We start from the raw sequence: 24,740 nt of genomic DNA, 5'->3' as shown, positions 1-24,740 counted from the left end.
CCCCGGAGTGCCGGTGCGCGCTGTCCACGCATGCCACCAGGAGTCACCGTGTCCGTACGATCCGTTACACCCGGCCGCCGTCAGGCCGCTGCGGCAGCCTTCCTCGCTGTCGCCCTCACGCTCACCGCGTGCGGCAGTGACTCCGGCCCACCGGCCGACGCCAAGGCCCAAGCCGCCGGCGAGGGCTGCATCAAGGACTTCGACCCGGCCAAGGACTACTTCCCGGTCAAGTCGACGGTGAAGCACGCCAAGAACTTCACGCTCCGGTACGAGAAGAGCTACCAGGTCCTCACCGTCAACGAGCCCTTCCCCAAGGGCAAGCCGGAGTCGTACGTGCTGGTCAAGTGCGGCGCGCCGAAGCCGGAACTGTCCGGTGAACTGGCGTCCGCGCAGCAGGTCACGGTTCCGGTCAAGAGCCTGTACTCCGCGTCCACCACCCACCTGCCGCTGCTGACCGAGACCGGCACCCTGGACGTCCTGACGGGTGTCGCGAGCACCGCGAACATCTCCTCCGCGCAGGTGATCGAACGGGTGAAGGCGGGCAAGGTCACCGAGTACGCCACGGACCGCACCCTCAATGCCGAGACCGTCATCGGCGCCAAGCCGGATGTCCTGATGACCCAGGGCACCGACGAACCGCAGTACCCGAAGCTGCGTCAGGCCGGCATCGCCGTGGTCGCCAACGCCGAGTGGCTGGAGTCCAGTCCGCTCGGCCGCGCCGAGTGGGTCAAGGCGATGGCCGCGCTCACGGGTGCGGAACAGCGTGCGGGCGAGGTGTTCGACACCGTCGAGGGCGACTACCGGAAGGTCGCCGAGAAGGGCGCGCAGGCGGTCAAGGCGGGCAAGCCCGTCGAGGTGCTGCCCGGCACGATGCACCAGGGCACCTGGTTCATGCCCGCCGGCGACAGCTACGCCGCCCAGCTGATCAAGGACGCGGGCGGCACCTACCCCTGGGCCGGTGAGGCGGGTACCGGCAACCTCCAGCTGAACTTCGAGGCCGTGTACGCCAAGGGCGGCGAGGCCCCGGTCTGGATCGCCGACCAGAAGTGGAAGTCCACCGCCGACGCGGTGAAGGCCGACAGCCGGTACGGGCAGTTGAAGGCCCTCACCGGCGGTGCGGTCTGGACGAACACGAAGGCGCTCGGCCCCGGCGGCGGCAACGACTACTTCGAGCGCGGCGTGCTGCGCCCCGACCTGGTCCTGGCCGACCTCTTCGCGCTCGTCCACCCGGACCAGGCGAAGGACCACACCTTCACCTTCTACACGCAGGTGCCCAAGGCGTGACGACCCACATGGCAACCGCGCCGACCGCCGCCCCGGACGCCCCGCGGGCGCTGCGGCCGGGGCGGCGGCGCCTCGCCGTCGTCTTCGCCCTCGCAGCCGGTACCGCCGCGCTGTTCGTTCTCACCATCGCGACCGGCTCCCACCGGGTGCCGGTCGCGGACGTGGTCCGGGTCCTGTTCGGCGGCACCGCCGACGACCCGCGATGGACGGTGATCGTCGAGCAGGTCAGGCTGCCGCGCGCGCTGACCGCCACCGCCGTCGGCGCCGCCCTCGCGGTGGCCGGCGTACAGATGCAGACGCTGTTCCGCAACGCGCTGGCCGATCCGTTCTCCCTCGGGGTGAGTTCGGGCGCCAGCATGGGCGTCGCCGCCGTGGTCGTCGGCACCGGCGGGGTCGCCGGAAGCTTCACCGGAAACCTGGCCGGCCTGGGGCGCCTGGGCGTCGTCCTCGCCGCCTCGCTCGGCGCCGCCGCCGTACTGGCCCTTGTCCTGCTCCTCTCGCGGTGGGTGCAGTCGGCCGTCACCCTGCTCGTCATCGGAGTCATGATCGGCTCGGCGGCCACCGCGGTGGTCGGAGTGATGCTCGTCTACGCCCGGCCCGAGCGCGCCCAGCAGTTCGTCATGTGGGGCCTGGGCAGCTTCAGCGCCACGACCTGGCCCGACCTCCAGGTCATGCTGCCCGTCATCGGCGCGGGCCTGCTGACCGCGCTGCTGACCGCCAAACGCCTCAACGCCCTGCTGCTCGGAGAGGACTACGCCCGCACCATGGGCCTGAACGTACGCCGCAGCCGAGATCTGGCGCTGCTCGGCACCTCGCTGCTCGCGGGCGCGGCGACCGCGTTCTGCGGCCCGGTCGCCTTCCTGGGCCTGGCCGTCCCGCATCTGACGCGCGTGGCGCTGGGGACCTCGGACCACCGGGCGCTGATCCCGGCGTCGATGCTCGCGGGAGCGTTCCTCGCCCTGGCGTGCGCGCTGCTGAGCCAGCCGCCCGGCACGGACTCCGTACTGCCGCTCAACGCCATCACCTCGCTGTTCGGCGCGCCCGTCGTCATCGCGTTCCTGATCCGCAGCCGCCGCGGCGTACAAGGAGTGGCCTCGTGACCGACACCATGACCGAACCCGTCAAGGACACGGCCGGCGGACCGGACCACCCCGGCGGCCTGGCCACCCAGGGGCTCGCCGTCGGCTACCGCACCCGGTCACCGCGCCGACGGGGAGCCGGCCGGGCCGTGCTGTCGGGGCTCGACCTGGAGGCGCGGGCCGGCGAACTGACCGTACTGCTCGGGCCCAACGGCGCGGGCAAGTCCACGCTGCTGCGGACCCTGTGCGGGCTCCTGCCGCCGCTCGACGGCCGGATACGCATCGGCGGGGCCGACCTGGCGCACCAGCCGCCGGCCTCTCTCGCCCGACGGCTGGCCGTCGTCCTGACCGACCGGGTGGACCCCGGGCTGCTGTCCGTACGGGAATTGGCCGGGCTCGGCCGCCACCCGCACACCGGCTTCACCGGTCGCCTCACGGCCGCGGACCACGCCGCCGTCGACTGGTCGCTGAAGGCGGTGGGCGCGGAACATCTGGCGGACCGGCCGGCCGCCGAACTCTCCGACGGCGAACGCCAGCGCGTCCTGACCGCACGAGCCCTCGCCCAGGAGCCCGAGGTCGTCCTCCTCGACGAGCCGACCGCCTTCCTCGACGTGCCCTCACGCGTGGCCCTCACCGTGCTGCTGCGCGACCTCGCCCGGGACAAGGGCCTCACTGTCGTGGTCAGCACCCACGACCTGGAGCTGGCCCTGCGCGTGGCCGACGCCGTCTGGCTCGTCGACCGCGGCTCCCGCGTCCACGCGGGAGCGCCCGAGGACCTGATCCGCAGCGGCGCCGTCGCCGCCGCCTTCGACGCCGACCACCTCGCCTTCGACCCGGTCTCCGGCAGCTTCGGACTGCGCCGCACCGCGCGGGCCGCCGTAGCGGTGGACGCGGCACCCGATGTGCTCCCGCTCCTCGAACGGGCCCTGGCCCGGGAAGGACTGGCCGTCGCGGACCCGGGCGACCCGGACGCGCCCACACGGGTGAGCTGCGACGGAGGGGACCGGCTCACCCTCACCGGTCCGGACGGGCAGGTCGTCCACACCCGCAGCTTCCACGAGCTGACACGGACGGTACGGACATGGTGACCGCGGTCATCACCCCCAGCGTCCTGGCGCGGGTCTCCGGCATCGGACCGTACTTCGCCGTGGCCACCGGGGCCCGCCCTGTGGGCGGCGGTTTCCGGCGGCTGGCGGAGCTGTACGGCGACTCGGACGCGCTGGCGGAGTGCCTACGGGTCGTCGCCGGGCGGCTGGGCACCGACCAGCCCCGGGTGGCCGCGTCCACCCTGCACCTGGGCACCGCCTCCCGGCTCTGGTCGATCGCCCTGGCCTGCGCAACGCTCACGGGCCGCGTACCCGATCTGGGGCCCGACCGCCTGTGGTGGCGCCTGCCCGCCTCCGGCCCCTTCGACCTGTGGTTGCCCGACCCGCGGGAGGTGGGCCAGGAGCCGCTCCCGGCCTTGCACCACACCGTCGCCGTCCAGAACCTCACCCCATGGGCCGAGGCCGTACGCCGCGTCTCCGGCGTCTCCCCGCACACCCTGCGCGGCAACGCCGCATCCGCGCTGATCGGAGCCCACCGCGTCCTGCTCGCCAGGGAGCCGCTCACCCCGTTCCCCGTAATCCCCCTCGTCCGCGGACTGCTGGACCGCCCGCCACTGGCGGGCGCCGGCACCTGCCGCACCACCCCCGCCGGACCGCTCGCCTTCCGTCGCCGCAGCTGCTGCCTGTACTACCGCGTGCCGGGCGCGGGCACCTGCGGCGACTGCGTCCTCAACCCCAAGGAGAAGACCTCATGACCACCACCGAGCCGACCGTCATCGAGACCCCCGGCGGTGGCACCCAGCACGTCTGGCCCCTCCCGGTCGACGAGGCCACCCTCCTCGACCTCGTCACCACCGTCTTCACCGACCACTGGCAGCACATCCACTTCGGGCCCATCATCGAAGGCGCCGCCTGGGAGGTCGGCGCCCCCTGCGCCCCCACCGCCATCACCATGAACGACGGGTACGCCACCGTCGACTTCGGCGCCTGGCACTTCCACCTGTGCATCGGCGAGCACACCGCCTCCGGCCCCGAACTCGGCCGCATCCGCCGCTGCTCCCGCGCCGAGCTCTACCGCAGCCTCGGCTCCGACGGCGCCCCCGTCAGCTGGGGAACCCGCCTGTTCAACGGCCGCGACGAGCAGATGATGACCGTCCTGCTGCCCAACCCGTTTCTCACCGACCGCCAGGACATTCTCGACGCCCCTGACTTCACCCGCCTCGCCGCCTGGGACGCCCTCCGCGACCGCTTCCTCGGTCTCTCGCCCGACCCCCTCGACCGCACCGGCAAGGGCTTCCGGCACAGCGGCTGACGTGCGGGACGGCTCCCGCTTGCGACCGCGAAAGCATGAACTCGCACCCCGGACCAGGCAGCAGGATGGCGTCGCCCCGCAGCTCCGGACGGCCCTGTCCGGCCGAAGCCGGCGCGCGTGCCCCGACCGTGCCCTTACCAGCGGGGAACAGCGGTCAACACGGGTACGGGGGGAGCGTCCGAACAGATCGCCCAACAGATAGTTTTCGCAGGTCAGACACCACTTAGGTACCCTGCGCGGCATAGATTCCCAAGCTTATGGCGCGGGTTCGATTCCCGTCATCCGCTCTTGTAAGAAGGCCCAGGTCAGCGACCTGGGCCTTCTTCGTCGTATGTCATGGTCAGCGCGCCAACTCGGCCAGGGCCCGGACGCCTTCGAGCACCTCGGCAGCGGTGGGGGCACTGGAGGGGTCGCTGAGGCACTGGAGCATCACACCCGACACGAGCGCCAACTGCACGGCGCCGAGGGTGCGGACGGAGGCGTCCGACACTTCCTCCTCGCGGACGCCGTCCAGGATGGCCGCCATGCCACGCCGCCCCTGAGCGGTGCCCCCGGCCAGAGCGGCGCGCAGCTCCTGCTGCCGCTGGGCCTGCATGAACAGTTCCACCGAGGCGAGCCAGAGGTCGGGGTGCGCACCGAAGTCCTCGATCAGGCTCTCCCAGATGCGCTCGAAGTGCGCTCTGGAGGAGCCGTCGGCGTCGGGGACCAGCGCCCGGCCCATCGCGTCGCCCCACTCGTCGAGGATCTCGAACAGGGCCTGGTTGAGCAGTGCCTCGCGTGAGCCGTAGTGGTAGCCGACGGCGGCCGTGCTCACTGCGGCGGCCGTGGCGATGTCACGCACAGAGGTGCGGTCGTATCCCTTTTCCCGCAGGCAGGCTTTGGCGCCGATGAGCAGGGCTTCGCGGTTTCCCATGCTCACGAGCCTAGCGCCCGTGTGACACGAACGACTCATACGATCGAGTTAGACAGACGTATTGCACGATCGTGCAAACCTGCGTAGCGTTCGGGCCATGAGACAAACCAGGTACGTTTCCAAGGGGTTCGTCGCCGCCGCCCTCACGCTGGGCATGGGGCTGGGCATGGGCGTCGGGCCGGCCACCCCCGCGCGAGCGGCAGCAGGCAGCACCACCGGCACGGTCGTCGGCACCACCGGCGGCACCGTGCGTGGCACCGCCGACAGCGACGGCCTGCGCAGCTTCCAGGGCATCCCGTACGCCGCCCCGCCGGTGGGCGACCTGCGCTGGGCCTCGCCGCAGCCCGCCGCCGCCTGGGCCGGGGTGCGTGAGGCGACCGCACCCGGAGCCCCCTGCGCGCAGCCGAAGGGGCTGCCCATCGGAGTCCCCAGCGAGTCCGAGGACTGCCTGTACCTGAACGTCACCACCCCTGCACAGCAGACCGGCAAGCGGCCGGTGATCGTGTGGATCCACGGCGGCAGCCTGATGTTCGGCAGCGGCGACCTCTACGGCCCCGAGCGGCTGGCCGCCGAGGGCGCCGTCGTCGTGTCGGTCAACTACCGGCTCGGTGTCATGGGCTTCCTGTCCGACCCGGCGCTGGGGACCTCCGGCGGCCTCGGCCTGGAGGACCAGCAGGCCGCGCTGCGCTGGGTCCGTGCCAACGCGGGCGCCTTCGGGGGCGATCCCGGCAACGTGACGATCATGGGTGAGTCCGGCGGCGGGTACAGCGTCTGCGGCCACCTCGCCTCGCCGAAGTCGGCCGGACTGTTCGACCGCGCCATCGTGCAGAGCGCGCCCTGCGCCACGGGTGGCTCCCGCACCCGGGAGGAAGCCGAGGCCGAGGCCAAGGCCACGCTCGCCAAGCTCAAGGAGCTGAAGTCCAAGGAGGGCAAGGACTGCAATGATGCGGAGTCCTGCCTGCGCGGCACGGACGCGGCCACGCTCATGAAGGCGTACGGGACCTGGAACGAACCCCGCCCGATCGCCGGTACGGACCTCATGCCACTGGCCCCGGCCGAGGCGCTGCGCACGGGCAAGTTCAACCGCGTCCCGGTCCTCATCGGGGTCAACCACGACGAGGAGCGCGGCCGGATCCTCGGCCAGGAGCTGGCGGGCGATCCCATGCCGCCCGAGGCGTACGAGCCCGAAATCCGCAAGGAGTTCGGCGCCCAGGCCGACGCGGTACTGGCCCGCTACCCGCTGAGCCGCTTCAGCTCCGCCGGCGAGGCCCTGGCCACGGTCCTGACCGACCGCACCTGGTCGGTTCCGACGCTGGACACCGCCCGGCTGCTGTCGCAGTGGACGCCGACCCGGATGTTCGAGTTCAGCGAGCGCGAGACGCCCTCATGGGCAGGCGACCCGAAGCTCAGCTTCGAGCTCCGCGCCTCGCACATGTCGGAGCTGCCCTACCTCTTCGACCTCAAGCTGCCCCTGTTCGAGAAGCTGACCGAGAAGCAGGAACGCCTCGCCAAGCGAATGACGGACACCTGGGTGGACTTCGCCGAGTCCGGGAAGACAGACTGGCCGACCTTCCGCAGCGGCGGCTACGTGCAGTCGCTGGCCTCGGGACCGTGGAAGCGCACGGAGTTCACCAAGGACCACAACCATGCGTTCTGGAAGAACCTCCGCTGACGCCAAGCGTCGTCCCGCCGACCGAGGTACCTTCGATTCCCGTCATCCGCTCCATGACAAAGCCCCAGGTCGCAGACCTGGGGCTTGTTTTTGCTGTCCAGATCTCTCTGGGCTCTCATGCCGTTCGCGTGCCACAAGTGCCCTCGTGGGGCGTCGTCCGTGTGCCTCGCTTCGCAGTCGACATGATGCAGACCGTCGCTGTGCGTGTCAGCGTGATCCGAGAGGAATCCGCCCGCCACGGTGGCACCGCGCTGTCGGCTCGACCGCTGAGGATTCGGGTTCAGCCTGCCGCATCGGCGGCGCTGTCCTCAGGTTCGGGTGTGGTGGCGATGAGGATCTGAGCGGCCTCGGTGATGTTGTCGGCGCGGACAGCGCGGGCCATCGCTTGGCGGGCGGCGTCGGCTGTGGTGTCCGGGGGAACCACCAGCAGGGCGAAGTGGTCGTTGTGGCCGCGGGTGATGAGGACGGTGTCGTCGCCGACCGGGTCGGAGTCGAGGTGCACGACCTGGTCGTCGATGACCAGGCGGGTGGGGAGGCCGTTCCAGGCGGACGCGTCCACGCCGACCCGGGTGATGGGCCCGAGATGCTCGGTCAACGTGCTGATCAGCGCGGGCAGCTCGGTCTCGATGTCGCGCGTGCGGGGCCACCACGCGCCGTCCAGGAGCCCCTCCCGGGACCTCGTGGTCTCCAGCCGAAGCAGCGCCGTGCCAGGTTTGACCGCCTGGTGGATCGCATCCGGCAGGAGCAGTGGGGGCCTGTGGGGGGTGTCGGAGTCAGCCATGTGGGTCCGCCCGTCTACGGGGTGCGGCCGCTCCTGTCGCAGGTCGGCACCGGCGCCGAGCTGCGACGTACGCGAGCGCGCCGTCGTTTCACGGTACTCCCGCCGCCCGCACCGCCGCTCTCCACAGCGCCTCCGTCGGGAAATACCTGGTCACACCGGTCATTGCCCATTGAACAGGCGTACAGTGAAAGCACCGGAAGTACTTCGCGCACCCGCTTTCACGCGGGTGTCATTTCCGGCGATCGCCAAAAAACCGGACTGCCGACGGGCAGTCCGGGGGCAGGTCCGCATCATGACCACGAACCTCGACCGGACCGCGCCCCGCAACCTCGTCGCAGAGCTCCCGGCACGCTTGTCCCTCACCCCGAAGACCACGCTCGCCAGCCAGCTGGACGGGGCCTGGTGGCCCTACTCCCGCGACCTCGAAGCCGAGCTCCCACCGCTCGCCGCCGCCCTGGAGGAGCCCTGGGGGCGCGTCACCCGCGTCACCGTGAACCCGACCCGCTGGCCCGTCGTACCGCACACGGTTGCCGTGCACGGGCGCACGCTGCACGTGGGCTGGTTCGCCGAACAGGACCCCGACAAGCTCATCCTGCTCTCCTACACCGTGGGGCGCTCGGACCTCCTCGTCATCCCGCCCGAGACCGAGCCCGCCGCCGCGGCCCGCCTGATGGCCGCCGCCGCGATCCCCGGCAGCGTCCTCACCGCCGGCGTCCTGATGGCCAACGAAGCCGCCGTCGGGCGCGGCATCCGCGACGCCGGCCGCCGGGAAGCCACCTGGGAGGGCGAAGGCGGGGCCTGCATGTCCCCCTTCGGGAACCCGATGGAACGAAGCGCCCTCCCCCTGCCCGGAAACGGCTGGAGGTGAGCTCCGTGGAGACCCTCGTCCTCACCGCGGTGATCGTCCTCGCGATCGGCATCGGAATGCGCCTGATCCACCTGCTCAACGCCCAGCACGACGCACGGATCGCGGCCCACCACTTCAGCGACCCCCTGCCGAGACCTCCCGGCCTGCCGGACGACACCAGTCGTCGAGCCCACCGCACGGATGCCGACCGGTGAGGAACAGACCTTCCTCCGACCGGGGGCAGCGGGCGGGGCGCCACGGCGCCCCGCCCCGCCGGCTTCTCGCCCACTCCGAAAGGGAACACGCCCACGTGAAGTACATCGAGACCCAGACGCTGCCGTCGCTCGGACACGCCGAGATACGGATCATCGCGCACACGCCCGAAGCCGCCCGAGCGGTCGCGGAGGCGCTTCGCCACTGCTTCGCGGGCACGGAACAGCGCAGCTATCCCGGCCTCGACGGCAACACCCGCCTCCACCTCACCGTGGACACGGCAACACCCGCCGGCCCCGCCCGCTCCTGGCTGGCCGCCAGCAGGACGTCCGCCGGCACCGGCGCCCACTCCGACGAGACCTGAGAGCCCCGACGGGCCCCGGAGCCCACTCCCGCACACGAGAGGACGCGGTCATGGCGACACTGCACGAACGCAAGACCTACCGCGAACAGGTGCTCCGTGTCCTGTACGAAGCCGTCGAGGGCAACCGACTCCTCGGCATCACCGGAGCACAGCTGCGGCGCGACCTCCACGTGCCGGAACAGGATCTGGCCGCCGCCTGCACCTACCTGGCGGGCGAAGGCCTGATCACCGTCGACTGGGAACCGGGCAACACCCCCGCGATGGTCACCCTCACCCACGCGGGAATCCGGCGCATGGAGGCCGAGGAGGAAGAGCGCGGCTGAGCCCGCGTACCGACCGGTACGCGGGCAGTCAAGGCTTCGCGCCGCGTGGCACGACCATGTCCGTCAGCCGGGCGGCACCAGGTTCAAGGGTCGACCAGGGCCCCGGCACGCGCAGCACGGCGATCGCGGATGTCGGGAACTTCGTACGGGTCTGCTCCAGCGCGTAGCCGTCCGTCTCACCGGCAAGCAGCAGGACCAGCTCCTGCACGCCGGGGTTGTGCCCGATCAACATCAGCGTCCGTACGTGCGCGGGGATCTCTCGTACGACGTCGAGCAACTCCCCGGCACTCCCCCCGTAGATGCGTTCCTCGTGGATCACCGCAATGCCGGCGCCGAACTCGGCCGCGACGAGGTCCCACGTCTGGCGAGTGCGACGGGCGGGGGAACACACGACGAGGTCCGGAACACAGTCGGCCTCACGCAGCCAGCGGCCGGCTGCCGGGGCGTCGCGGCGGCCGCGCGGGGCGAGTGGCCGCTCGGAGTCCTCCACGTCCTGCGGCCAGGCGGACTTGGCGTGGCGCAGGACGACCAGGCGCCGCAAGGTGCCCGGAGTCATGGCGTCGCCGGGTGCTGGTGGCCGACCTCGCGCGCGAGGTCCAGCCCGAGGACGCGGTCGAGAAAGGCGAACGTCTCGAACTTGGCACCGGCCGGCACGTCGGCGCGCTTCACCACGCTGACCAGCATGTCCAGGACAGCGGGGACGCCGAGATCATCGGCGAGCGCGGCATGGGCCTGTCGCAGCACGTCGGCGGGGATCGGCCTGGACGGCTCCTGCGCCCAGTCGGCCACCTGCTGCCGCCAGTGCCTCAGCATCCGCCGGGCCTCGGCGAGCGCGGCACTGGTGAGCGTGACCGGCGTGCGGTAGGCGTGGCCGAGCAACAGCATCCTCACAGCCAGCGGGTCGGTCCCCTCCGGGGCGAATGCGTCCGTGAGATCCGAGGCGAGGAGGTGGCCACGGTCCGGGGCGTCCCCGTCCGGGGGTGCCGGGCTGACCTGACCCACGTCGATCCGGACCCCGCCGACGGCGTCCTGCACGGCGGTGCCGTACGCGAGCACGTGCACGTCGGCAGCGGCGCACATCGCCTCGGTCAGACGGTGAACGCCTACGGTGGCAGGCGGGTGGATGCCGAGAACAGCCATGGCCTGTTCGAGCGTCTGGGCCGGCTCAGGCGGCAGGTCCGGCGCAGTGAGGACCGTGACGGACTGCAGCCCATGGAGCTCCGCTGTGCGCGCCAGTACGTCACCGACCAGAGGCGCCCGCACGTGCACCGTGCCGATCCCGGTGTCGATGACCGGCAGGTGGACGCAGATGCGCAGCAGGTGGCGGTGTGCGGAAGGGATCTCCACGAGGCGGCCGGTGCGAGTGTCGGCGATACGCAGCATGATGCGGAGGCTAGTCGTGGAAACCTCCGGTACGGGGGAGGACCTGACCAGGACGCCAACGTTGTGGAATACCGCGCGTCGCACGGTCGTAGGGCGTGGGCCCCATCCGTGCCCTTGGGCGGAAGCGTCGCTACGGGCGCGCTACTGCCAGGATTCTCACGGCGATAGGTGGCCTGTACCGCCGCGAAACATCACTGGTGCCGGGGAAGCGCCAGGGGCATACCATGATGAATGGGTCGGTGCACTCTCACGTGCAGCGCCCGGAAGGGCGGCCCCGGCGTGTGAATGTGCCGGGGCCGTTGTGTCACCCTCGTCGCGCCGCAAGGAGCGGGGCATGATCCATTCAGCCGATATCCGCGAGTGGCGCGACTGCGACGTCGTCGACCCAAAAGGACACAGGATCGGCTCGCTGGAAGCGATCTACGTGCACACCGCTACCGACGAACCGGCCATGGCCACCGTCCTCACCGGCTTGCCCACCCGCCGGCGCCTGGTCTTCGTTCCTCTCGACGAGGCGATCGTGGGACCCGGCTACGTCAAGGTCGCGCACGCCAAGGCAGTCGTGAAGAAGGCCCCGGCCATCGGCACTGATGACATCCTGCCCGCCGAGCAGGAAGAAGCGATCTTCAAGCACTACGAGATGGCCTACCAGCCCGGCGCCCACGGCGAACGGAAGCTCGCGCGCCGCTGACCGCCCCGAGCCCCGTGCCGGAGGAGGTGCTCGCAATGGCGATCTTCCTGCTCCTGCCTTCTCGTGGTCGTCATCCTGGGACTCAGTGATGAGGTGCCTTCGCTGCCTCTGATCCTCTTGCTGTCCGGAAGCCTGCGGGCTGGGTGAACTCCGCTGTCCCCGGGCGTGGCTTGGGTGCGGAGGCCACGCTGCGGCTGGTGCTCGCCTACACCGGCGCTGCCATCGTGGAATCGGCCTGCACCAGCATTCCGGTGGCCTCTCAGATGATCGGCACAGACGGACTCATCGCCGATCCGGGGGTGCGCGAGCAGATCGGCAAGGTGCTCGCCCTGCTGGCGGAAGCCTACGAAGAGGTCACAGGGCTCGACCGGGGACAGCGTCCGTAGGTCCGTTCCGGAGCCGGAGTCGGATGACTGCGCGCCCGGGACCGGCCACGCACCCCCGGCGTGCTGCCCGTCAGCCGAGCGCGGCGAACTGGCCCGTTCCCACGACCTTCAGGAGGGCCAGGCGTTCGGCGGTGTCGCTGCCGACGGGCGGGGTGTACAGGACAACGCGCTGGTCGCCTTCCGGGGCGAGGAGGACCTGGCAGTCCAGGTCGACCGGGCCGATCAGCGGGTGCAGGACGCGCATGCGTGAGGCCCGGCGTACGGCGACCTCGTGCAGGCCCCACAGGGCGGTGAACTCCGCGCTGGCCGCACCCAGCCGGTCCACCAGTCGTGTCGCGGCGGGGTCACCCGCACGCCGGCCCACGGCAGCCCGTAGATCGGCCACGTGCAGCCGACTGAAGTGGTCGTGCTCCGCGGCCGGGTAGGCGGTGCGCTGGGCCGGGTCGGTGAACCAGCGCCAGACCACGTTGCGCCCGTGCTCCGACACCGAGCACACCCCGCCCAGCAGGGCCTCGGCCATCGCGTTCTGGGCCAGGACGTCACCGAGATCGCTGATCACCTGCACCGGCGTGGCCGGCAGCTGGTCCAGCAGGTGCAGCAGTCCCGGGCTCACGTGGTCGCCGGCCGTCCGGGCGGCGGGCGGGCGCCGTCCGGCGAGGAGGTGGAGGTGGTCGCGTTCGTCGTCGGACAGGCGCAGGGCGCGGGCCAAGGCGGCGAGCATCTCCGGTGACGGCTGCGGGCCGCGGGCCTGTTCGAGGCGGATGTAGTAGTCGGCCGACATGCCGGCGAGCTGGGCCACCTCCTCGCGGCGCAGACCCGGGGTGCGGCGGCGGGGGCCGACGGGCAGGCCGGCGTCCTGTGGCCGCACCCGGTCGCGGGAGCGGCGCAGGAAATCGGCGAGTGCCTCACGGTCGATCTTCATGACGGTCATCCTGCCGGACGCCCCGGGGCTCATCCAGGGACTGCCGATCCCAGGGTCGAGAAGGCTCTCCCCCTCCCCGCACCGCAGCGGCACTGTGGGTCTCACCGGAGCACGAACGCCCCGGTCACCCAGTCGCAGGGAGCACACCATGGCCACCATCACCGTCGGCAACGCCCAGGTCCACTACGAGAAGACCGGCTCGGGACCCTCGCTCGTCCTGGTCCACGGCACCGGATCAGCGGGCGCCGCCGTCAACTGGGGCCGGACCGCCCCCCGGTTCACCCCGCACCGCACGGTGATCACCCCCGACCTTTCCGGCACCGAGGCGACCCTCGACGACGGCGCTCCGCTGACCGCCGAGGGACTCGCCGCCCAGGTCATCGCCGTCATCGAGGACGCGGCGGACGGGCCGGTGGACCTGCTCGGCTTCTCCATGGGCTCGACCGTTGCCGCCACCGTCGCAGCGCTCCGCCCCGACCTCGTAAGGCGGTTGATCCTGGTCGCCGGCTGGGCCCACACCGACAGCGACGAATACCTGCGCAGCCTCTTCACCCTCTGGCAGAACCTCGGCACGAGCGACCCCACGTCCTTCGGCCGCGCCGTGGCCATGACAGGCTTCAGCCGCGGCTTCCTCAACGCCATCGGCCGCGCCGAGTTCGAGGCCCTGATCCCCAACATGCCTCCCACTCCAGGCACTCTGCGCCACATCGCCTACGACCTTCAGGTGGACATCCGCCCCCTGCTCCCGCGCATCCAGGCCCCCACCCTCGTCATCGGCGGCACCCAGGACATCACGGTCCCCATCGAGCACAGCCGCGCCCTGCACGTCGCGATCCCGCACAGCGACTACGCCGAGATCGACGCAGGCCACGTGCTGTTCTTCGAGCAGGAGGACGCCTTCGTCAAGCTCGTGACCGAGTTCCTGGGCATTCTTTCTAGTAGGTGACCGGAGCCGGCGACTGCTTCAGGCCGAGGGGGCGGTCGGCGAATGCGTTCTCCGAGTCGACCTCGTAGCAAACGTTGATGCTCGCGTCCCCGAGAGTCGTGTCGACGAATCCCTGGACGTCCCCGACGGACTTCGTCTCCCAGAGGCACGTCACGACGGATCCGTCGACGTGCGGGTAGAACTGCAGCACCCGGGTGCCATCGGGCGCTCCGGTGCCGGCCATCAGGGCCTGGCCGCGGGGAAACGCGGTCTGTGGGTTCAAGATCTTGTGCTGGACCACGACGTACATGTCGGCCTCCTCGTTCGAAGCGGTGCCGCTCGAACGATTCGATGCTAGGTGTGCGGAGGCGAGCTCCACATCGCGCAGATTCACCAAACCGTGCCGGACCGCAGTGGTCATTCCTGACCAGGCAGCTCACACGAGGCCGTGCTCCAACGCGAAGGTGCTCGCCGCCGTCCGCGAGGAGACACCCAATTTGGCGAAGATGTTCTGCAGGTGCCGGGCAACAGTGTGCTCGCTGATCACCAGGGCGGCGGCGATCTGCCGGTTGCTCGCGCCGCCGACGACCTCGCGGAGCACCTCCAGCTCACGTTCCGAGAGACCGTAGGTGTCCGTGCCCGGCCCGCCACGGGCGAGAGCAGCGACCTGAGCGAGGTCCGGCCCGGCCTCCAGCTCCGCAAACACCGCGCGAGCCGCATGGAGCTCCAGGTCGGCGGTGTCGTCGTCACCGAGCGAGCGGCAGGCAAGGGCCACGGCGATGCGCGCCCGGGCGGCTTCGTACGGCGCTTCGAGGTCCTGCCACGCGTGCCACGCCCGCCGTCCCTCGGTGAGACCGGCGGTGGTGTCGCCCTTGGCCAACGCCACGGAGGCAAGACCGTACGCAGCCCTCGCGCGGAGCACGTAGCTGTCCTGGTGCTCCGCGATCGCCGAGAGCTGATCGGCGGCCGCGGCCGCGTCGTCGACGTCGCCCCCGGCCAGCATGATCTCGACGTACGCCGCAAGGAGGCCCGCCCGCTCCAACTCGCGGGTGTGCTCGGCCACGGCACGCCGGATCGTCGCCGCCGCGGCCCCGGCATTGCCCTGGGCCAGCCGCAACAGCGCGAACCCGGGCTGAGGCTCGAACCCACAGCGGTTGGCCTCGCGGTAGGCGTCCTCGGCCTCGGCCGGACGGCCCTGCAACCGATGGATCTCGCCCTGCCGGTAGAACGCCTGGCCGCGGGCGATCTGGTTCAGCACACCCTGGGTGCGGCGTTCGGAGGCTTGGCGCGCATCATCCAGTGCGGCGGTCCAGGCGCCGCCGTACTGCAGCACTTCGGCCCGGTGCACCAGGCACAGACCGTTGTGCGCGACCATCTGCGGCTGACGGTCGCACCACCGGGTCAGAGCGTCCGTCCACTCACGCTCGTGACGCAGGTCGTACAGGTCGCGGCAGAAGGCGATGGTGTTGCAGTAGACGATGCCGCTGACGATCGGCGAAAGCGCACCGGACTCGACGATCACGAGCGCCTCGTCCACCAGCCGGAGGCCCTCGTGCACACGACCCAGGTTCACCAGGGCCCGGCCTTGCTCGTCGCGTGCCAGCCACACCAGGTCCGCGTCGGCGAACCGCTCGCCGACCTCGGCGGCCTCGGCCGCCGTTGCGTGGCCGAACTGCCAGTCGCCACCGCCCATCTGGCTCAGCCACAAGGGGATGAGCAGATATCCCCGTTCGACGCAATCCCGCCCGTCGTCCTTCAGGAGGCGCTCACCGAGCGAGAACCAGCCGCTCGCCCGGACGTGGTGACCCCGGAACAGCATGCTGTGGCCGATCCAGAACGCGCAGCGGACGGCGCGGGGTACGTCGCCGGCATCCAGCCACCTCCCATGTGCGCGCTCCAGCCCGGCCACGTACTCCTCGTCGCGCCCGAGCATGTAGGCGGACCTGGCCAGTAGCTCCAAGTCCTCGGGCCCCATCGGTGTCGCTCCGTCGGCGGCACTCAGGCGCTCGAAAGCCTCGAACCAGGCCTCGGCGGCGTAGCACGCACGGCCTCGGGCAAGATCGGTGTCCTTGTCCACGAGGCGATTATCGACTCGCCACGCGGGACAGTGGCCGAGGCGCTCCAACGGCTGCCTGATCACGCGAGCGACCGTCAAGCGCCGCGCCCGCGCGCCTACCGGACCCGGTTAGGCTCCGTTGACAGGACAGGACAGGACAGGACAGGACAGGGCGGGGCCGGTCCGGTCGGGGCAGGTCGTGGTGGAGCAGGACGGAGAGGGATACGTGACGCAGGGCGCGGCCGCTGGCGGGGAGCGCGCGGCGAAGGGGCAGGCGCTGTACCGGAGGGTGGCGGCGGACCTGGGCCGGGCCATCGGCGAGGGCCGGTACGGCTCGGGCGGGCGGCTGCCCGCAGAGGGGGAGCTCGCCGAGCAGTACGGCGTCTCCCGGGGCACGGTCCGCCAGGCGATGGCCCTCCTGCGGGCCGAGGGACTCGTCGCCTCGCGGCGCGGCACCCGGAGGGTCGTGATCGGGACGTCCCGGCCGCAGAGCTTCGGCGAGCTGCTCAGTTTCACCCGCTGGGCACGCTCCACCGGCGAGGAGCCCGGCGGCCTGGTCGTCTCCTCGGGCACCCGGCCCGCCGACGCGGCCGAGCGCGCGCACCTGCGGCTGCCCGAGGGAGCCGAGGTCCACCAGGTGCGGCGCCTTCGCACGCTGTCGGGGCGCCCGGCGATGGTGGAGCGCACCGTCTACCCGCCGGCCATCGGCGAGCTCATCGCCGGGCTGCCGCACGACACGGTGTCGTACACCCTCGGCCTGGAGAAACGGGGTGTGCTGTTCGCGGACGCCCAGCACACCATCGATCTGTGCCGGGCCGATGCGGAGGACGCCCGGCTGCTCGGCTGCCGGCCCGGCGACCCGCTGCTGCGCGAACGGCGGTGCAGCACGGATCCGGCAGGCATCCCGATCGAGTGGTCCGAGGACCGGTACCTGCCGGAGACCGTGGCGTTCACGGTCCACAGTTCGGCCGCCGCCGGCTCGCTGGCCCGCCGCCCGGCCGACCAGGACTGATCTTCAGACGGTCCTGAGCAGGGCAGCGAGCAGCGGCCGGAAGTGCGCGAAGCCGGGGGCCGACACCTCGGGGTCCTTGCCCTCGTCGTCCCAGCGGCGCACCGCCACCCCGTCCGCCGCGTACGGGTCCGCCTCGTACGCGGCGGCCTCGGGCGCGGACATCGGACCGCCCTGCACCTGGAGGGTGTACACCGAGGCCTCGGAGAGCCGCCCGAGGTACTCGGGCTCCACCGCGCAGAGATAGCGCTTGGCCGCCACGTGCAGCCGGACCGGCTCGGTGACCTCGGGGCCGAACCAGTCGGCCAGCCGGTCCGCCCCGGTGTGGCTGTGCCGGTTGTCGGTGCCGGCCATCAACTCCGCGCCGCTGACCGGCCCCTGGAAGTGGCCGACGTCGTGCAGCAGCGCGGCGGCCACCAGTGCGTCGGGCGCGCCCGCCCGCTCGGCTCGCGCCGCGGTCTGGAGCATGTGCTCCGCCATGGTCACCCGCTCGCCCAGGTAGGCCCCCGCGCCCTCGCCCGCGAACAGCTCCGCCAGCCGGTCCAGGAACTCCCCTCCGGCCGCGGCCCGTTCGCGCCGGAGTACGGCGAGCGTGCCGGCCAGGGCGTCGAGGTCGGCGTACGCGCCTTGCAGGTGGCGGGCGCCGCTCTCCTCGAAGGCGGTACGCGCGTGCAGCAGGCGGACGTTGTCGAAGATCAGGCAGTCGCCGGGCGAGAGCCGGAAGTCCAGCTGGAGCTCGGGGCGCAGGATGATCCCGGCGAAGGTGCGGTAGGCCCGGTAGAAGGCGTCCAGTTCGCCGGCGGGCAGCCGGAGGGTGGAGATCGAGCGGTTGTTGAAGCGCACCTCGCGGATCCGGCCGTACGCGTCCACGTCGATCAGCGGCCGGTCCGCCGCCAGCACGGTCCGGGCGTCGTCGAAGCGGAACGGTACGGGGGTGCGGGTCAGCACCGCGAACGCCTCCGGGTCCTCGGCACGCAGAGTCGCCGCGGCCCGGAACCCGTCCACCAGACCGGAGTCGCCGCCGGCCGCCTCGTTGGACAGGCAGTGCAGCAGTTGGAGGGTGGGCACCGGGTCGCGGTACGGGTTGTCGGTGTGCGGGGTGATCCGCGCGCCGGTGAAGGCCAGGTTGTTGGGATCCGGCTCGACCCGTACGTCGAAGAGCCGCCCGTAGTTGGTCTCGCGGACGTACCCGAAGGTCTGCGCCACGTCGAGGACCTGGCCCTCACGGCACGGTACGTCGCGCAGCAGGGCGAAGCCGAGTCCGATGACGGACTCCAGCACCCGCGCCTTGACCTCCGGGTCGCCGAGGTACTCCGCCCAGCCCGCCTCGGGCAGCCGGCCGTGCAGATCGGCCGCGGTCCACAGCGTCTTGCCGGTCTCGGAGCGCCGGTCCCCGGGGCCCGGTGCGCCGGGCCGGCTGGCGGCCAGCCACTGCGCGGAGTAAACCGACCGGTGCCCGTCGGGTGCCCAGTCCACCTCGACCCCGTCGGCTGTCCGCCGGACGGCCCCGAGCGCGAGGTCGGCGGGCAGTTCGGTGATCTGGAACAGCTTCTGCCCGTTGCGCGGGTCCCGGCACCGGGGGCAGGGGCAGTTGTCCCGCAGCCACATGACGGGCAGGTCCTGGACGGAAGGCGGCTCGACCATCACTCACTCCTAAGTTGTATAGCCAACTTTTCAGAGGGAAGGTCTCAGCCGCAGATGACCCTCAGGTGAAGTCGAGCGTTCCCGTCCATGTCCGCTTGGGTTCGACATGTGGCTGTGCGGAGGCGGCAAACCGGCCGCCGGCCCTGCGTGACAAGATCGACTAACTGCTGACGCCTCCCGACCGCACTGCCCACCGCATGCCTTCCAAGGAGCTGCCGTGAACGTCTCCACCTCCACCCTCTCGCTGACCGTCGCCGACGTGGACGCCTCCCGTGACTTCTTCTGCACCCATCTCGGCTACCAAGTGGCCATGGCCGACGACGGCTTCGCCTCCCTGACCCGCAAGGACGACGCCGTCGACATCGTCCTGCTCCGAAAAGGCACCGAAGTCCTGCCCGCCGAGCAGCGGGACCGGGAGGCGGGCGGCCTGATCCTCGCGCTCACCGTCACCGGTCTCGATGCCGAGGAGGCCCGTCTGCGCGCGGCGGGCGCCCCCATCACCATGCCGCTCCGCGAAGAGCCCTGGGGCGAGCGGCTGTTCCAGATGACCGACCCCAACGGGGTCGTCGTCCAGCTCGTCGAATGGGTCGCGCGCTAGTGCTGTGGCCCATCACCGGCCGAGGCCGGCATCCAAGGAAATGAGAGTCGCTCAATGCGTGTGTTGTTGATGGCGTACGGGTCGCGTGGAGACGTCGAGCCGATGGTGGCACTCGCAGTGAGTCTGCGGGCGCTCGGCGCGGAGGTGCAGGTGTGCGCGCCGCCGGACTTCGCGGAGCTGCTGGAGACCGTAGACCTCCCGCTGGTGCCGATCGGCCGGCCGTTGCGGCCGGTCGTGAAGGCAGTGGTGACCGGGACGGCGCCGACAGCGGCGGAGGGTCTGGCCCAGCGCACGGCCGCATTGCTCGCCTCCGCGTACGACGCTGTCGCCGCGGCCGCCGAGGGCTGTGACGCTGTGGTGGCAACCGGCCTGATCCCGGCCGCGGCCGCCGCGCGGTCGGTGGCCGAGCAACTGGGCATCCCTTACGTGTCCGTGGCCTACTACCCGGCCTCGTTGCCGTCGCCGCACCACCCGCCGCTCGCGTGGCCGGGCCGGCCGGTCCCACCCGAGGTGACCGACAACCGGGTGCTGTGGGAGCTGAACACGGAAAGCCTGAACGCCTTGTTCGGCGAGGCGATCAACACGCACCGGGCATCGATCGGCCTGCCGCCGGTGGACAACGTCCGCGACCACGTCCTCACCGACCGGCCGCTGCTGGCAGCCGACCCTGCCCTGTGCCCGTGGCTGGAACCTGCCGACCTCGACGTGGTGCAGACCGGCGCGTGGATCCGACCGGACGAACGCCCGCTCACGGCCGAGCTGGAGGCGTTCCTGAACGAGGGCACACCGCCGGTGTACGTGGGCTTCGGCAGCATTCCCGTGCGTGACGCGCAGGGCGTCACCCGGGCGGCCATCGAGGCCGTCCGCGCCCAGGGCCGCCGGGTACTCCTCTCCCGCGGCTGGGCCGACCTGGAACCGGCCGACGACAAGGACGACTGCTTCGCCGTCGGCGAGGTCAACCAGCAGGCACTCTTCCGCCGGGTGGCCGCCGTCGTGCACCACGGCGGTGCGGGCACCACGACGACGGCCGCCCGGGCCGGGGCGCCCCAGGTCGTGGTCCCCCAGATGGCGGACCAGCCCTATTGGGCCGGCCGGGTGGCCGAGCTGGGCATCGGCGCGGCACACGACGGTCCGACGCTGACCGCCGAGTCCCTGTCGACCGCGCTCAAGGCGGCCCTGACCCCCGAGACCCGCGCACGAGCCGCCGCCGTGGCCGCCACGATCCGCACCGACGGGGCGACGGCGGCCGCGAGGCTGGTGCTCGACAGGGTCGGCCGGTAAGGGCCCGCCGAACCTGCGTGAACCACGCGGGACCGTCGAGCCGGGGACAGTGCCCGGCTCGACGATCGGCATGTTCAGCCGGACGTCGGGCGCAGGACCAGGCAGACGAAGCCGAAGGCGTCCCGGTAGACGCGCAGCCATTCGTCGCGGTGAGTAGTGGCTGTTGCCAGCGCCTGGGAACTGTCCGGATCGGCGGGGTGGTCCAGAGCCCATGAGGCCAGCGACCCCGTCCAGGCCCATTCGTAGTCGTCGAGCTCTCGGCGGGTACTGATGTGCCCGTGGACGGGTGTCCAACCGTCAGCGATGACACGGTCCATGGCGGTCGGCAGGTCGGTGAGGTCCCCGAGCATCTCAACGGCCTCGGGGGAGGGCTCGCCCGCCCAGAACGCGTCACCGATCAGGACGCGTCCGCCGGGAGTCAGGTGCTTGCGTGCCGCGGCCAGGGTGGGGAGCAGGCCACCGAAGGCGTGGGTGGCCCCGACGCTGACCACCAGGTCGAACGCGTGGGGGGCGGCGAAGCCCGCGGCGTCCTCCTGGTGGAGGTCGAGGCGCCCGTCAACGCCGAGGATGCGCGCGGTCTTACGGGCATGCTCCAGCGAGCTCTCCGAGGTGTCGACGCCCTCGGCCCGCACCTTCGGATGCGTGGTCAGGGCACGCAGGAGCCACTCTCCGCCGCCGCAGCCGAGGTCGAGTACGCGCTCGTCGCCGCGTGTGATGCCGCGTTCCAGCAGCCGGCGTACCGAGTCGTCGTCGAGCGGGGCCGCAATCGGATGATCGGCATGGGCAAGCCTGGAGATCTGTTCACGGTTCACCGGCGGAGCCTGACATGGCCAGAGGCCGCACGCACCCGCTTTTCCACCTCGTCGACCGCCACCTCCTCGCCCAGTGGGCCGCCGGCTCCCGCCCCCTGTGGGAACTCCTCCGCGTCGGCGCTACCGGGACGGGGGCCTCGGCGGCGGTTCGGGCACCGGTTCCGGTCCGGGGACGGGCCTCGGGACCGGCCTCGGCGTGTGGGGGTCGGCGGGGAAGGGGTGCGTGGGAGGTACCGGGCCCGGCTCCGACGGGAGCGGGTGGGTCGGCGTCCCCTGCATGCGTTCACCCGTATGCGTGTACGTATGCGCGTACCCGTACGTGTGGCTGCAGCTGTAGCTGTGCGTGTGCATGAGCATGTGCGTCATGGCGGATCCGGCCTTCGCAGACGGCGTTCTCACTCCCGCCCCTGCCCGCTCCCGTCCGGCCGAATCCCCTACACGCTCCGCCGCGCGGGTGCACGTCCGCCGTGTCGTCGCGGGCACGGCCCGGCCGCGGTACGAGGATGTGGCCGACGTTCCCCGACTCGGCAGGAGCCTTCCCGTGCTCGAACGCAAGCGCCGCAAAGGCGGCAAGGACCACACGGAGATCACCTTCGTTCTGCCGGCGGACACCCCGCCCGGGCCGGTCAGTGTCGTGGGCGACTTCAACGACTGGCAGCCGGGCACGCACGAGCTGCAGCCGCGCAAGGACGGCACCCGAGCGGTCACCGTAGCCCTGCCCGGGAAGGGCACGCACGCCTTCCGCTACCTGGCGGCGGGCGACTACTGGTTCAACGAGGAGGGCGCCGACGCCGTCGACGGCTCCAACAGCCTCCTCCGTACCTGACCGTCCGCGTCCGGTCGCCTACGCACCGTCTCCGGGAGCGCCCCACGAGTTACCGTGGGAGGGGCGCTCCCGGAGCGCACCAGCGGATGGGGTTGAGAGTCGTGTCGACATCGAGCCACGAAACCTTCGGCGCGCCCTGCTGGGTCAGTCTGATGGCCCGCGACCTCCGCTCGGCACAGGAGTTCTACGGTGCGGTCCTCGGCTGGGATTTCGGGACCGCCCGTCTCGGCGAGGGGTTCTCCGTGGCCTTCCGCGACGGGGTCCCGGTGGCCGGCCTCGGCGCCCTGCCCCCGACGGTCGCGGGCCCCGTCGCCTGGACCCCGTACTTCGCCGCGGACGACGCCGACGGCACGGTGGCGCGCATCCTCGAACGCAGCGGAACCGTCGCCGTCGGCCCCCTGCCCTTCGGCACCGGACGGGCGGCGCTCGCCGCCGACCTCGACGGGGCGGTCTTCGGGATCTGGCAGGGCGACGCCATCCCCGACTGGGACATGGGCGGCGAAGCCGCTCCGGCCTGGCTCGAACTGCGCACCAGGAACGCCTTCGACGCCGCCATCTTCTACGGCGAAGTCCTGGAGTGGGCCTGTGACCACGCCGGCTGCTGCGAGGTCGCCTACGTGGAGGAGGACAACCGCATCCTGCTCCGCCACGCGGGCCGGACGGTGGCCCACCTGCACGGCGGGACGCTCGCGCAGGCCCCCGACCCGCATCTGCGGCCGCGCTGGCACGTCACCTTCCGGGTGCCCGACCTCGAAACCGCGGTGAAGGCGGCCACCGGACTGGGCGGCAGCACCCTCTCCGTGACGGGCTCCGGTCCCTTCCCCCGCGAGATCACCCTGCGGGACCCCGACGGCGCACTGTTCGGCATCGTCGGCCCGGCCGGACCCGGCCCCTTCTGACCCGTTGCCGCGGCAGCACACGCAGGCCGTCAGACGGCCTGCGTGTGCTGCCGGGACGAGCGCGTCAGGGCCGCGATGCCGACGGCCAGCGCCCAGTAGACGATCAGCGCGGCGGTCATGGCGGTGTTGCCCCAGCCGACGGCGCTGTAGAAGTCGCCCGCGTCCGTCCCGTAGAACAGCGACGGCACGAAGGCGAGGTTGATCACCGCGACGGCGTAGGCAAGGTGCCCGGTCCAGCGCGGCAGCACCCCGCTGCGCAGGATCGCGTAGCCGGCGGCCGTCAGCAGGATCGCCGTGAGGAGGCGGGCGACCGACCCGTGCAGGAGCATGTTCGCGTGGGCCAGCGTGCCGTCGACGGTCGGGTCGAGCGTCCCGGTGGGGTGTTCGAGGACCGTTCCCGCCTCGATCGACGCGGCGACCAGAGTGACGGTGACGTAGGCGACTCCGGAGCCGAACAGCAGGCTCGCCGGCCAGTCGAACCCGGCACCGGCGCTCCGGATCAGGTGGCGCAGCCCCGTCAGGAAGACCAGGAGCGCACCGCAGGTCAGGATGTTCAGCAGGATCCTGGTGAGTACGTTCGAGGCCGGCGGCGCTCCGGAATACACGAAGTAGAGCGGGACACCGACCGCGGCGAGTAACCCGGCGGCGATGCCGCAGACCGCCATCAGTCGTCGTATGCACAGGTCATCCATGTCGTTCTTCCTTCCGTCGGGCGGACTGGGATGCGACTTCGGCCTCGATCCCGTCGAGCAGGTACCGCACTCCGTGACGGACGATCGGAGCGACGTCACCGTCCTCCTCCTCGTCGAGCCCCTCCCCGCCCGCGAGCGAGCACAGGGTGGGGAACCGCTGCGGGTCCAGACGCTGGGCCAGGACCTCGCCGTAGGCGGCGGCGCCCGCCGGATCGAGTTCGGTGGCCACCCGCGCCAGGTCGCGCACGGCGCTGGAGAGGAAGGTCGCGACCGGAATCAGCCTCCCCCGGTCGAGACCGGCGCGGAGGAGCGGGTTCAGCAGGGCCTCGAACCAGGCCAGTTCGTTCGGGCCGACCGGGGCACTCAGCGTGGGCGCCCGGAGCATCCACCGGTGGCTGAGATAGAGGCCCCACAGGGCTTCCACCCAGGACTCGATCTCCACGCGCCACTGCGCGGCCGGCGAGGGGGGTGTGGGCGGGCGGCCGGTGGCGGCGTCGGTCATCGCCGCGATGAGCTGCTCCTTGCCCGGGATGTGCCGGTAGAGCGCCATCGCGGTACAGCCCAGCTCCGAGGCGACGCGCTGCATCGACAGGGCGTCCAGCCCCTCGGCATCGGCGACGGCCACCGCGGCCGCCACGATCCGGCCGGCGCTGAGCCGGGGACGGGGCTCCTCATCGTGTTCGGCGTCGGTGCGCCACAGGAGGTCTGCGACGTCCGACAGGTCGGACGTGCCGCTGGGACGGCCGGTGCGGTCTGCGCGAGGCATGGACGCCCCTCCTGGT

29 protein-coding genes and 1 pseudogene are annotated in these 24,740 nt (G+C 71.7%); 19 read left to right on the top strand and 11 right to left on the bottom strand.

Annotated features, from left to right (window positions below; translation table 11 throughout):
- Window positions 1-48 precede the first annotated feature (48 nt).
- From OG447_RS08085 to OG447_RS08065, 5 genes are read left to right on the top strand one after another with little or no spacing between them, the layout of a single operon-like run.
- Complete coding sequence (locus OG447_RS08085; protein WP_266935784.1) at window positions 49-1,284, top strand: ABC transporter substrate-binding protein; 1,236 nt, start codon at window positions 49-51, stop codon at window positions 1,282-1,284.
- An 8-nt stretch (window positions 1,285-1,292) separates the two neighbouring features.
- Window positions 1,293-2,384, top strand: coding sequence for an iron ABC transporter permease (locus tag OG447_RS08080; RefSeq protein ID WP_266935783.1), 1,092 nt, complete (start codon window positions 1,293-1,295; stop codon window positions 2,382-2,384).
- Window positions 2,381-3,451 carry an ABC transporter ATP-binding protein gene (locus OG447_RS08075; protein WP_266935782.1) on the top strand — a complete coding sequence of 357 codons (1,071 nt, stop codon included), beginning with the start codon at window positions 2,381-2,383 and terminating at the stop codon, window positions 3,449-3,451. The genes OG447_RS08080 and OG447_RS08075 overlap by 4 nt, the downstream gene beginning before the upstream one ends.
- Window positions 3,445-4,164: a (2Fe-2S)-binding protein gene (locus tag OG447_RS08070; RefSeq protein WP_266935781.1), complete on the top strand. Its 720-nt coding sequence runs from the start codon at window positions 3,445-3,447 to the stop codon at window positions 4,162-4,164. Before OG447_RS08075 ends, OG447_RS08070 begins: the two co-directional genes overlap by 7 nt.
- Entirely contained in the window at window positions 4,161-4,721 is a 561-nt protein-coding gene (locus OG447_RS08065) for a hypothetical protein (protein ID WP_266935780.1), read from the top strand. The genes OG447_RS08070 and OG447_RS08065 overlap by 4 nt, the downstream gene beginning before the upstream one ends.
- Window positions 4,722-5,061: 340 nt before the next feature.
- Here OG447_RS08065 and OG447_RS08060 read toward each other — a convergent pair whose 3' ends face one another.
- Window positions 5,062-5,634, bottom strand: a complete 573-nt coding sequence (locus OG447_RS08060) for a TetR/AcrR family transcriptional regulator (protein WP_266935779.1) — start codon at window positions 5,632-5,634, stop codon at window positions 5,062-5,064.
- A gap of 97 nt (window positions 5,635-5,731) precedes the next feature.
- On the opposite strand from OG447_RS08060, the gene OG447_RS08055 reads away from it, so the two are divergent.
- Entirely contained in the window at window positions 5,732-7,306 is a 1,575-nt protein-coding gene (locus tag OG447_RS08055) for a carboxylesterase/lipase family protein (RefSeq protein ID WP_266935778.1), read from the top strand.
- Between the two features lie 280 nt (window positions 7,307-7,586).
- On the opposite strand, the gene OG447_RS08050 is transcribed toward OG447_RS08055, so the two are convergent.
- Window positions 7,587-8,087, bottom strand: a complete 501-nt coding sequence (locus tag OG447_RS08050) for a DUF5994 family protein (protein WP_266935777.1) — start codon at window positions 8,085-8,087, stop codon at window positions 7,587-7,589.
- Window positions 8,088-8,379: 292 nt separating this feature from the next.
- Between OG447_RS08050 and OG447_RS08045 the strand changes: the two genes are divergently transcribed.
- The 4 genes from OG447_RS08045 (at window position 8,380) to OG447_RS08030 (ending at window position 9,834) form a co-directional block, all read left to right on the top strand.
- On the top strand, window positions 8,380-8,955 hold the full coding sequence (locus OG447_RS08045; RefSeq protein ID WP_266935776.1) for a DUF5994 family protein: 576 nt from the start codon (window positions 8,380-8,382) through the stop codon (window positions 8,953-8,955).
- 5 nt (window positions 8,956-8,960) lie between these two features.
- Window positions 8,961-9,149 (top strand): hypothetical protein, encoded by a 189-nt coding sequence (locus OG447_RS08040; protein ID WP_266935775.1) that lies wholly within the window; start codon window positions 8,961-8,963, stop codon window positions 9,147-9,149.
- A gap of 95 nt (window positions 9,150-9,244) precedes the next feature.
- Window positions 9,245-9,511 (top strand): hypothetical protein, encoded by a 267-nt coding sequence (locus tag OG447_RS08035; RefSeq protein WP_266935774.1) that lies wholly within the window; start codon window positions 9,245-9,247, stop codon window positions 9,509-9,511.
- A gap of 50 nt (window positions 9,512-9,561) precedes the next feature.
- Window positions 9,562-9,834: a hypothetical protein gene (locus OG447_RS08030; RefSeq protein ID WP_266935773.1), complete on the top strand. Its 273-nt coding sequence runs from the start codon at window positions 9,562-9,564 to the stop codon at window positions 9,832-9,834.
- A gap of 28 nt (window positions 9,835-9,862) precedes the next feature.
- Here the strand turns inward: OG447_RS08030 and OG447_RS08025 are convergent, their stop codons facing one another.
- Both OG447_RS08025 and OG447_RS08020 read right to left on the bottom strand, forming a co-directional pair.
- Complete coding sequence (locus OG447_RS08025; protein ID WP_266935772.1) at window positions 9,863-10,390, bottom strand: histidine phosphatase family protein; 528 nt, start codon at window positions 10,388-10,390, stop codon at window positions 9,863-9,865.
- On the bottom strand, window positions 10,387-11,217 hold the full coding sequence (locus OG447_RS08020; RefSeq protein WP_266935771.1) for a hypothetical protein: 831 nt from the start codon (window positions 11,215-11,217) through the stop codon (window positions 10,387-10,389). The genes OG447_RS08025 and OG447_RS08020 overlap by 4 nt, the downstream gene beginning before the upstream one ends.
- A 334-nt stretch (window positions 11,218-11,551) precedes the next feature.
- Here OG447_RS08020 and OG447_RS08015 point away from each other — a divergent pair, with 334 nt between their 5' ends.
- The gene (locus OG447_RS08015; RefSeq protein WP_243628990.1) at window positions 11,552-11,908 is read left to right on the top strand and encodes a PRC-barrel domain-containing protein; all 357 of its coding nucleotides are present in this window, start codon (window positions 11,552-11,554) and stop codon (window positions 11,906-11,908) included.
- A 197-nt stretch (window positions 11,909-12,105) separates the two neighbouring features.
- Window positions 12,106-12,294, top strand: a complete 189-nt coding sequence (locus tag OG447_RS08010) for a hypothetical protein (protein WP_266935770.1) — start codon at window positions 12,106-12,108, stop codon at window positions 12,292-12,294.
- Window positions 12,295-12,364: 70 nt separating this feature from the next.
- On the opposite strand, the gene OG447_RS08005 is transcribed toward OG447_RS08010, so the two are convergent.
- A complete protein-coding gene (locus tag OG447_RS08005; protein WP_266935769.1) occupies window positions 12,365-13,225 on the bottom strand; it encodes a helix-turn-helix transcriptional regulator in 861 nt (286 codons plus the stop codon).
- A 139-nt stretch (window positions 13,226-13,364) separates the two neighbouring features.
- On the opposite strand from OG447_RS08005, the gene OG447_RS08000 reads away from it, so the two are divergent.
- Window positions 13,365-14,162, top strand: a complete 798-nt coding sequence (locus OG447_RS08000; RefSeq protein ID WP_266935768.1) for an alpha/beta fold hydrolase — start codon at window positions 13,365-13,367, stop codon at window positions 14,160-14,162.
- On the opposite strand, the gene OG447_RS07995 is transcribed toward OG447_RS08000, so the two are convergent.
- Together OG447_RS07995 and OG447_RS07990 are read right to left on the bottom strand one after the other, a co-directional pair.
- Entirely contained in the window at window positions 14,152-14,451 is a 300-nt protein-coding gene (locus tag OG447_RS07995) for a hypothetical protein (RefSeq protein WP_266935767.1), read from the bottom strand. The two genes, OG447_RS08000 and OG447_RS07995, sit on opposite strands and share 11 nt — an antisense overlap.
- A 126-nt stretch (window positions 14,452-14,577) precedes the next feature.
- A complete protein-coding gene (locus OG447_RS07990) occupies window positions 14,578-16,218 on the bottom strand; it encodes a LuxR C-terminal-related transcriptional regulator (protein WP_266935766.1) in 1,641 nt (546 codons plus the stop codon).
- A gap of 205 nt (window positions 16,219-16,423) precedes the next feature.
- Between OG447_RS07990 and OG447_RS07985 the strand changes: the two genes are divergently transcribed.
- Complete coding sequence (locus tag OG447_RS07985; protein ID WP_266935765.1) at window positions 16,424-17,209, top strand: GntR family transcriptional regulator; 786 nt, start codon at window positions 16,424-16,426, stop codon at window positions 17,207-17,209.
- Between the two features lie 3 nt (window positions 17,210-17,212).
- Here OG447_RS07985 and OG447_RS07980 read toward each other — a convergent pair whose 3' ends face one another.
- Window positions 17,213-18,850, bottom strand: coding sequence for a TauD/TfdA family dioxygenase (locus OG447_RS07980; RefSeq protein WP_266935764.1), 1,638 nt, complete (start codon window positions 18,848-18,850; stop codon window positions 17,213-17,215).
- A 217-nt stretch (window positions 18,851-19,067) separates the two neighbouring features.
- Here OG447_RS07980 and OG447_RS07975 point away from each other — a divergent pair, with 217 nt between their 5' ends.
- Window positions 19,068-19,448, top strand: coding sequence for a VOC family protein (locus OG447_RS07975; protein WP_266935763.1), 381 nt, complete (start codon window positions 19,068-19,070; stop codon window positions 19,446-19,448).
- 54 nt (window positions 19,449-19,502) lie between these two features.
- Complete coding sequence (locus OG447_RS07970; RefSeq protein ID WP_266935762.1) at window positions 19,503-20,729, top strand: glycosyltransferase; 1,227 nt, start codon at window positions 19,503-19,505, stop codon at window positions 20,727-20,729.
- A gap of 74 nt (window positions 20,730-20,803) precedes the next feature.
- On the opposite strand, the gene OG447_RS07965 is transcribed toward OG447_RS07970, so the two are convergent.
- Window positions 20,804-21,541, bottom strand: a complete 738-nt coding sequence (locus OG447_RS07965; protein ID WP_266935761.1) for a cyclopropane-fatty-acyl-phospholipid synthase family protein — start codon at window positions 21,539-21,541, stop codon at window positions 20,804-20,806.
- 44 nt (window positions 21,542-21,585) lie between these two features.
- Here OG447_RS07965 and OG447_RS32255 point away from each other — a divergent pair.
- From OG447_RS32255 to OG447_RS07955, 3 genes and pseudogenes are all read left to right on the top strand, one after another.
- Window positions 21,586-21,654, top strand: a pseudogene (locus tag OG447_RS32255) (restriction endonuclease); the annotation flags it as partial.
- A gap of 428 nt (window positions 21,655-22,082) precedes the next feature.
- A complete protein-coding gene (locus OG447_RS07960) occupies window positions 22,083-22,367 on the top strand; it encodes an isoamylase early set domain-containing protein (protein ID WP_266935760.1) in 285 nt (94 codons plus the stop codon).
- Window positions 22,368-22,519: 152 nt separating this feature from the next.
- A complete protein-coding gene (locus OG447_RS07955; RefSeq protein WP_266938801.1) occupies window positions 22,520-23,266 on the top strand; it encodes a VOC family protein in 747 nt (248 codons plus the stop codon).
- A gap of 29 nt (window positions 23,267-23,295) precedes the next feature.
- Here the strand turns inward: OG447_RS07955 and OG447_RS07950 are convergent, their stop codons facing one another.
- Both OG447_RS07950 and OG447_RS07945 read right to left on the bottom strand, forming a co-directional pair.
- Window positions 23,296-23,958: a hypothetical protein gene (locus tag OG447_RS07950; protein WP_266935759.1), complete on the bottom strand. Its 663-nt coding sequence runs from the start codon at window positions 23,956-23,958 to the stop codon at window positions 23,296-23,298.
- Window positions 23,951-24,724: a TetR/AcrR family transcriptional regulator gene (locus OG447_RS07945; RefSeq protein ID WP_266935758.1), complete on the bottom strand. Its 774-nt coding sequence runs from the start codon at window positions 24,722-24,724 to the stop codon at window positions 23,951-23,953. Before OG447_RS07945 ends, OG447_RS07950 begins: the two co-directional genes overlap by 8 nt.
- Between the last annotated feature and the right edge of the window lie 16 nt (window positions 24,725-24,740).

The organism is Streptomyces sp. NBC_01408, from assembly GCF_026340255.1.
In the GTDB taxonomy this organism is placed as follows: domain Bacteria; phylum Actinomycetota; class Actinomycetes; order Streptomycetales; family Streptomycetaceae; genus Streptomyces.
Note: the sequence above shows the minus strand (reverse complement) of the source record. Positions and strands in the feature narration are given on the sequence as shown.

Excerpts from the sequence above, each read along its gene's own strand:
- OG447_RS08080 (WP_266935783.1), top strand. The coding sequence starts at position 1,293 with ATGGCAACCGCGCCGACCGCCGCCCCGGACGCCCCGCGGGCGCTGCGG.
- OG447_RS08070 (WP_266935781.1), top strand. The coding sequence starts at position 3,445 with ATGGTGACCGCGGTCATCACCCCCAGCGTCCTGGCGCGGGTCTCCGGC.
- OG447_RS08065 (WP_266935780.1), top strand. The coding sequence starts at position 4,161 with ATGACCACCACCGAGCCGACCGTCATCGAGACCCCCGGCGGTGGCACC.
- OG447_RS08060 (WP_266935779.1), bottom strand. The coding sequence starts at position 5,634 with ATGGGAAACCGCGAAGCCCTGCTCATCGGCGCCAAAGCCTGCCTGCGG.
- OG447_RS08055 (WP_266935778.1), top strand. The coding sequence starts at position 5,732 with ATGAGACAAACCAGGTACGTTTCCAAGGGGTTCGTCGCCGCCGCCCTC.
- OG447_RS08050 (WP_266935777.1), bottom strand. The coding sequence starts at position 8,087 with ATGGCTGACTCCGACACCCCCCACAGGCCCCCACTGCTCCTGCCGGAT.
- OG447_RS08045 (WP_266935776.1), top strand. The coding sequence starts at position 8,380 with ATGACCACGAACCTCGACCGGACCGCGCCCCGCAACCTCGTCGCAGAG.
- OG447_RS08030 (WP_266935773.1), top strand. The coding sequence starts at position 9,562 with ATGGCGACACTGCACGAACGCAAGACCTACCGCGAACAGGTGCTCCGT.
- OG447_RS08025 (WP_266935772.1), bottom strand. The coding sequence starts at position 10,390 with ATGACTCCGGGCACCTTGCGGCGCCTGGTCGTCCTGCGCCACGCCAAG.
- OG447_RS08020 (WP_266935771.1), bottom strand. The coding sequence starts at position 11,217 with ATGCTGCGTATCGCCGACACTCGCACCGGCCGCCTCGTGGAGATCCCT.
- OG447_RS08015 (WP_243628990.1), top strand. The coding sequence starts at position 11,552 with ATGATCCATTCAGCCGATATCCGCGAGTGGCGCGACTGCGACGTCGTC.
- OG447_RS08005 (WP_266935769.1), bottom strand. The coding sequence starts at position 13,225 with ATGACCGTCATGAAGATCGACCGTGAGGCACTCGCCGATTTCCTGCGC.
- OG447_RS08000 (WP_266935768.1), top strand. The coding sequence starts at position 13,365 with ATGGCCACCATCACCGTCGGCAACGCCCAGGTCCACTACGAGAAGACC.
- OG447_RS07995 (WP_266935767.1), bottom strand. The coding sequence starts at position 14,451 with ATGTACGTCGTGGTCCAGCACAAGATCTTGAACCCACAGACCGCGTTT.
- OG447_RS07980 (WP_266935764.1), bottom strand. The coding sequence starts at position 18,850 with ATGGTCGAGCCGCCTTCCGTCCAGGACCTGCCCGTCATGTGGCTGCGG.
- OG447_RS07970 (WP_266935762.1), top strand. The coding sequence starts at position 19,503 with ATGCGTGTGTTGTTGATGGCGTACGGGTCGCGTGGAGACGTCGAGCCG.
- OG447_RS07955 (WP_266938801.1), top strand. The coding sequence starts at position 22,520 with ATGGCCCGCGACCTCCGCTCGGCACAGGAGTTCTACGGTGCGGTCCTC.
- OG447_RS07950 (WP_266935759.1), bottom strand. The coding sequence starts at position 23,958 with ATGGATGACCTGTGCATACGACGACTGATGGCGGTCTGCGGCATCGCC.
- OG447_RS07945 (WP_266935758.1), bottom strand. The coding sequence starts at position 24,724 with ATGCCTCGCGCAGACCGCACCGGCCGTCCCAGCGGCACGTCCGACCTG.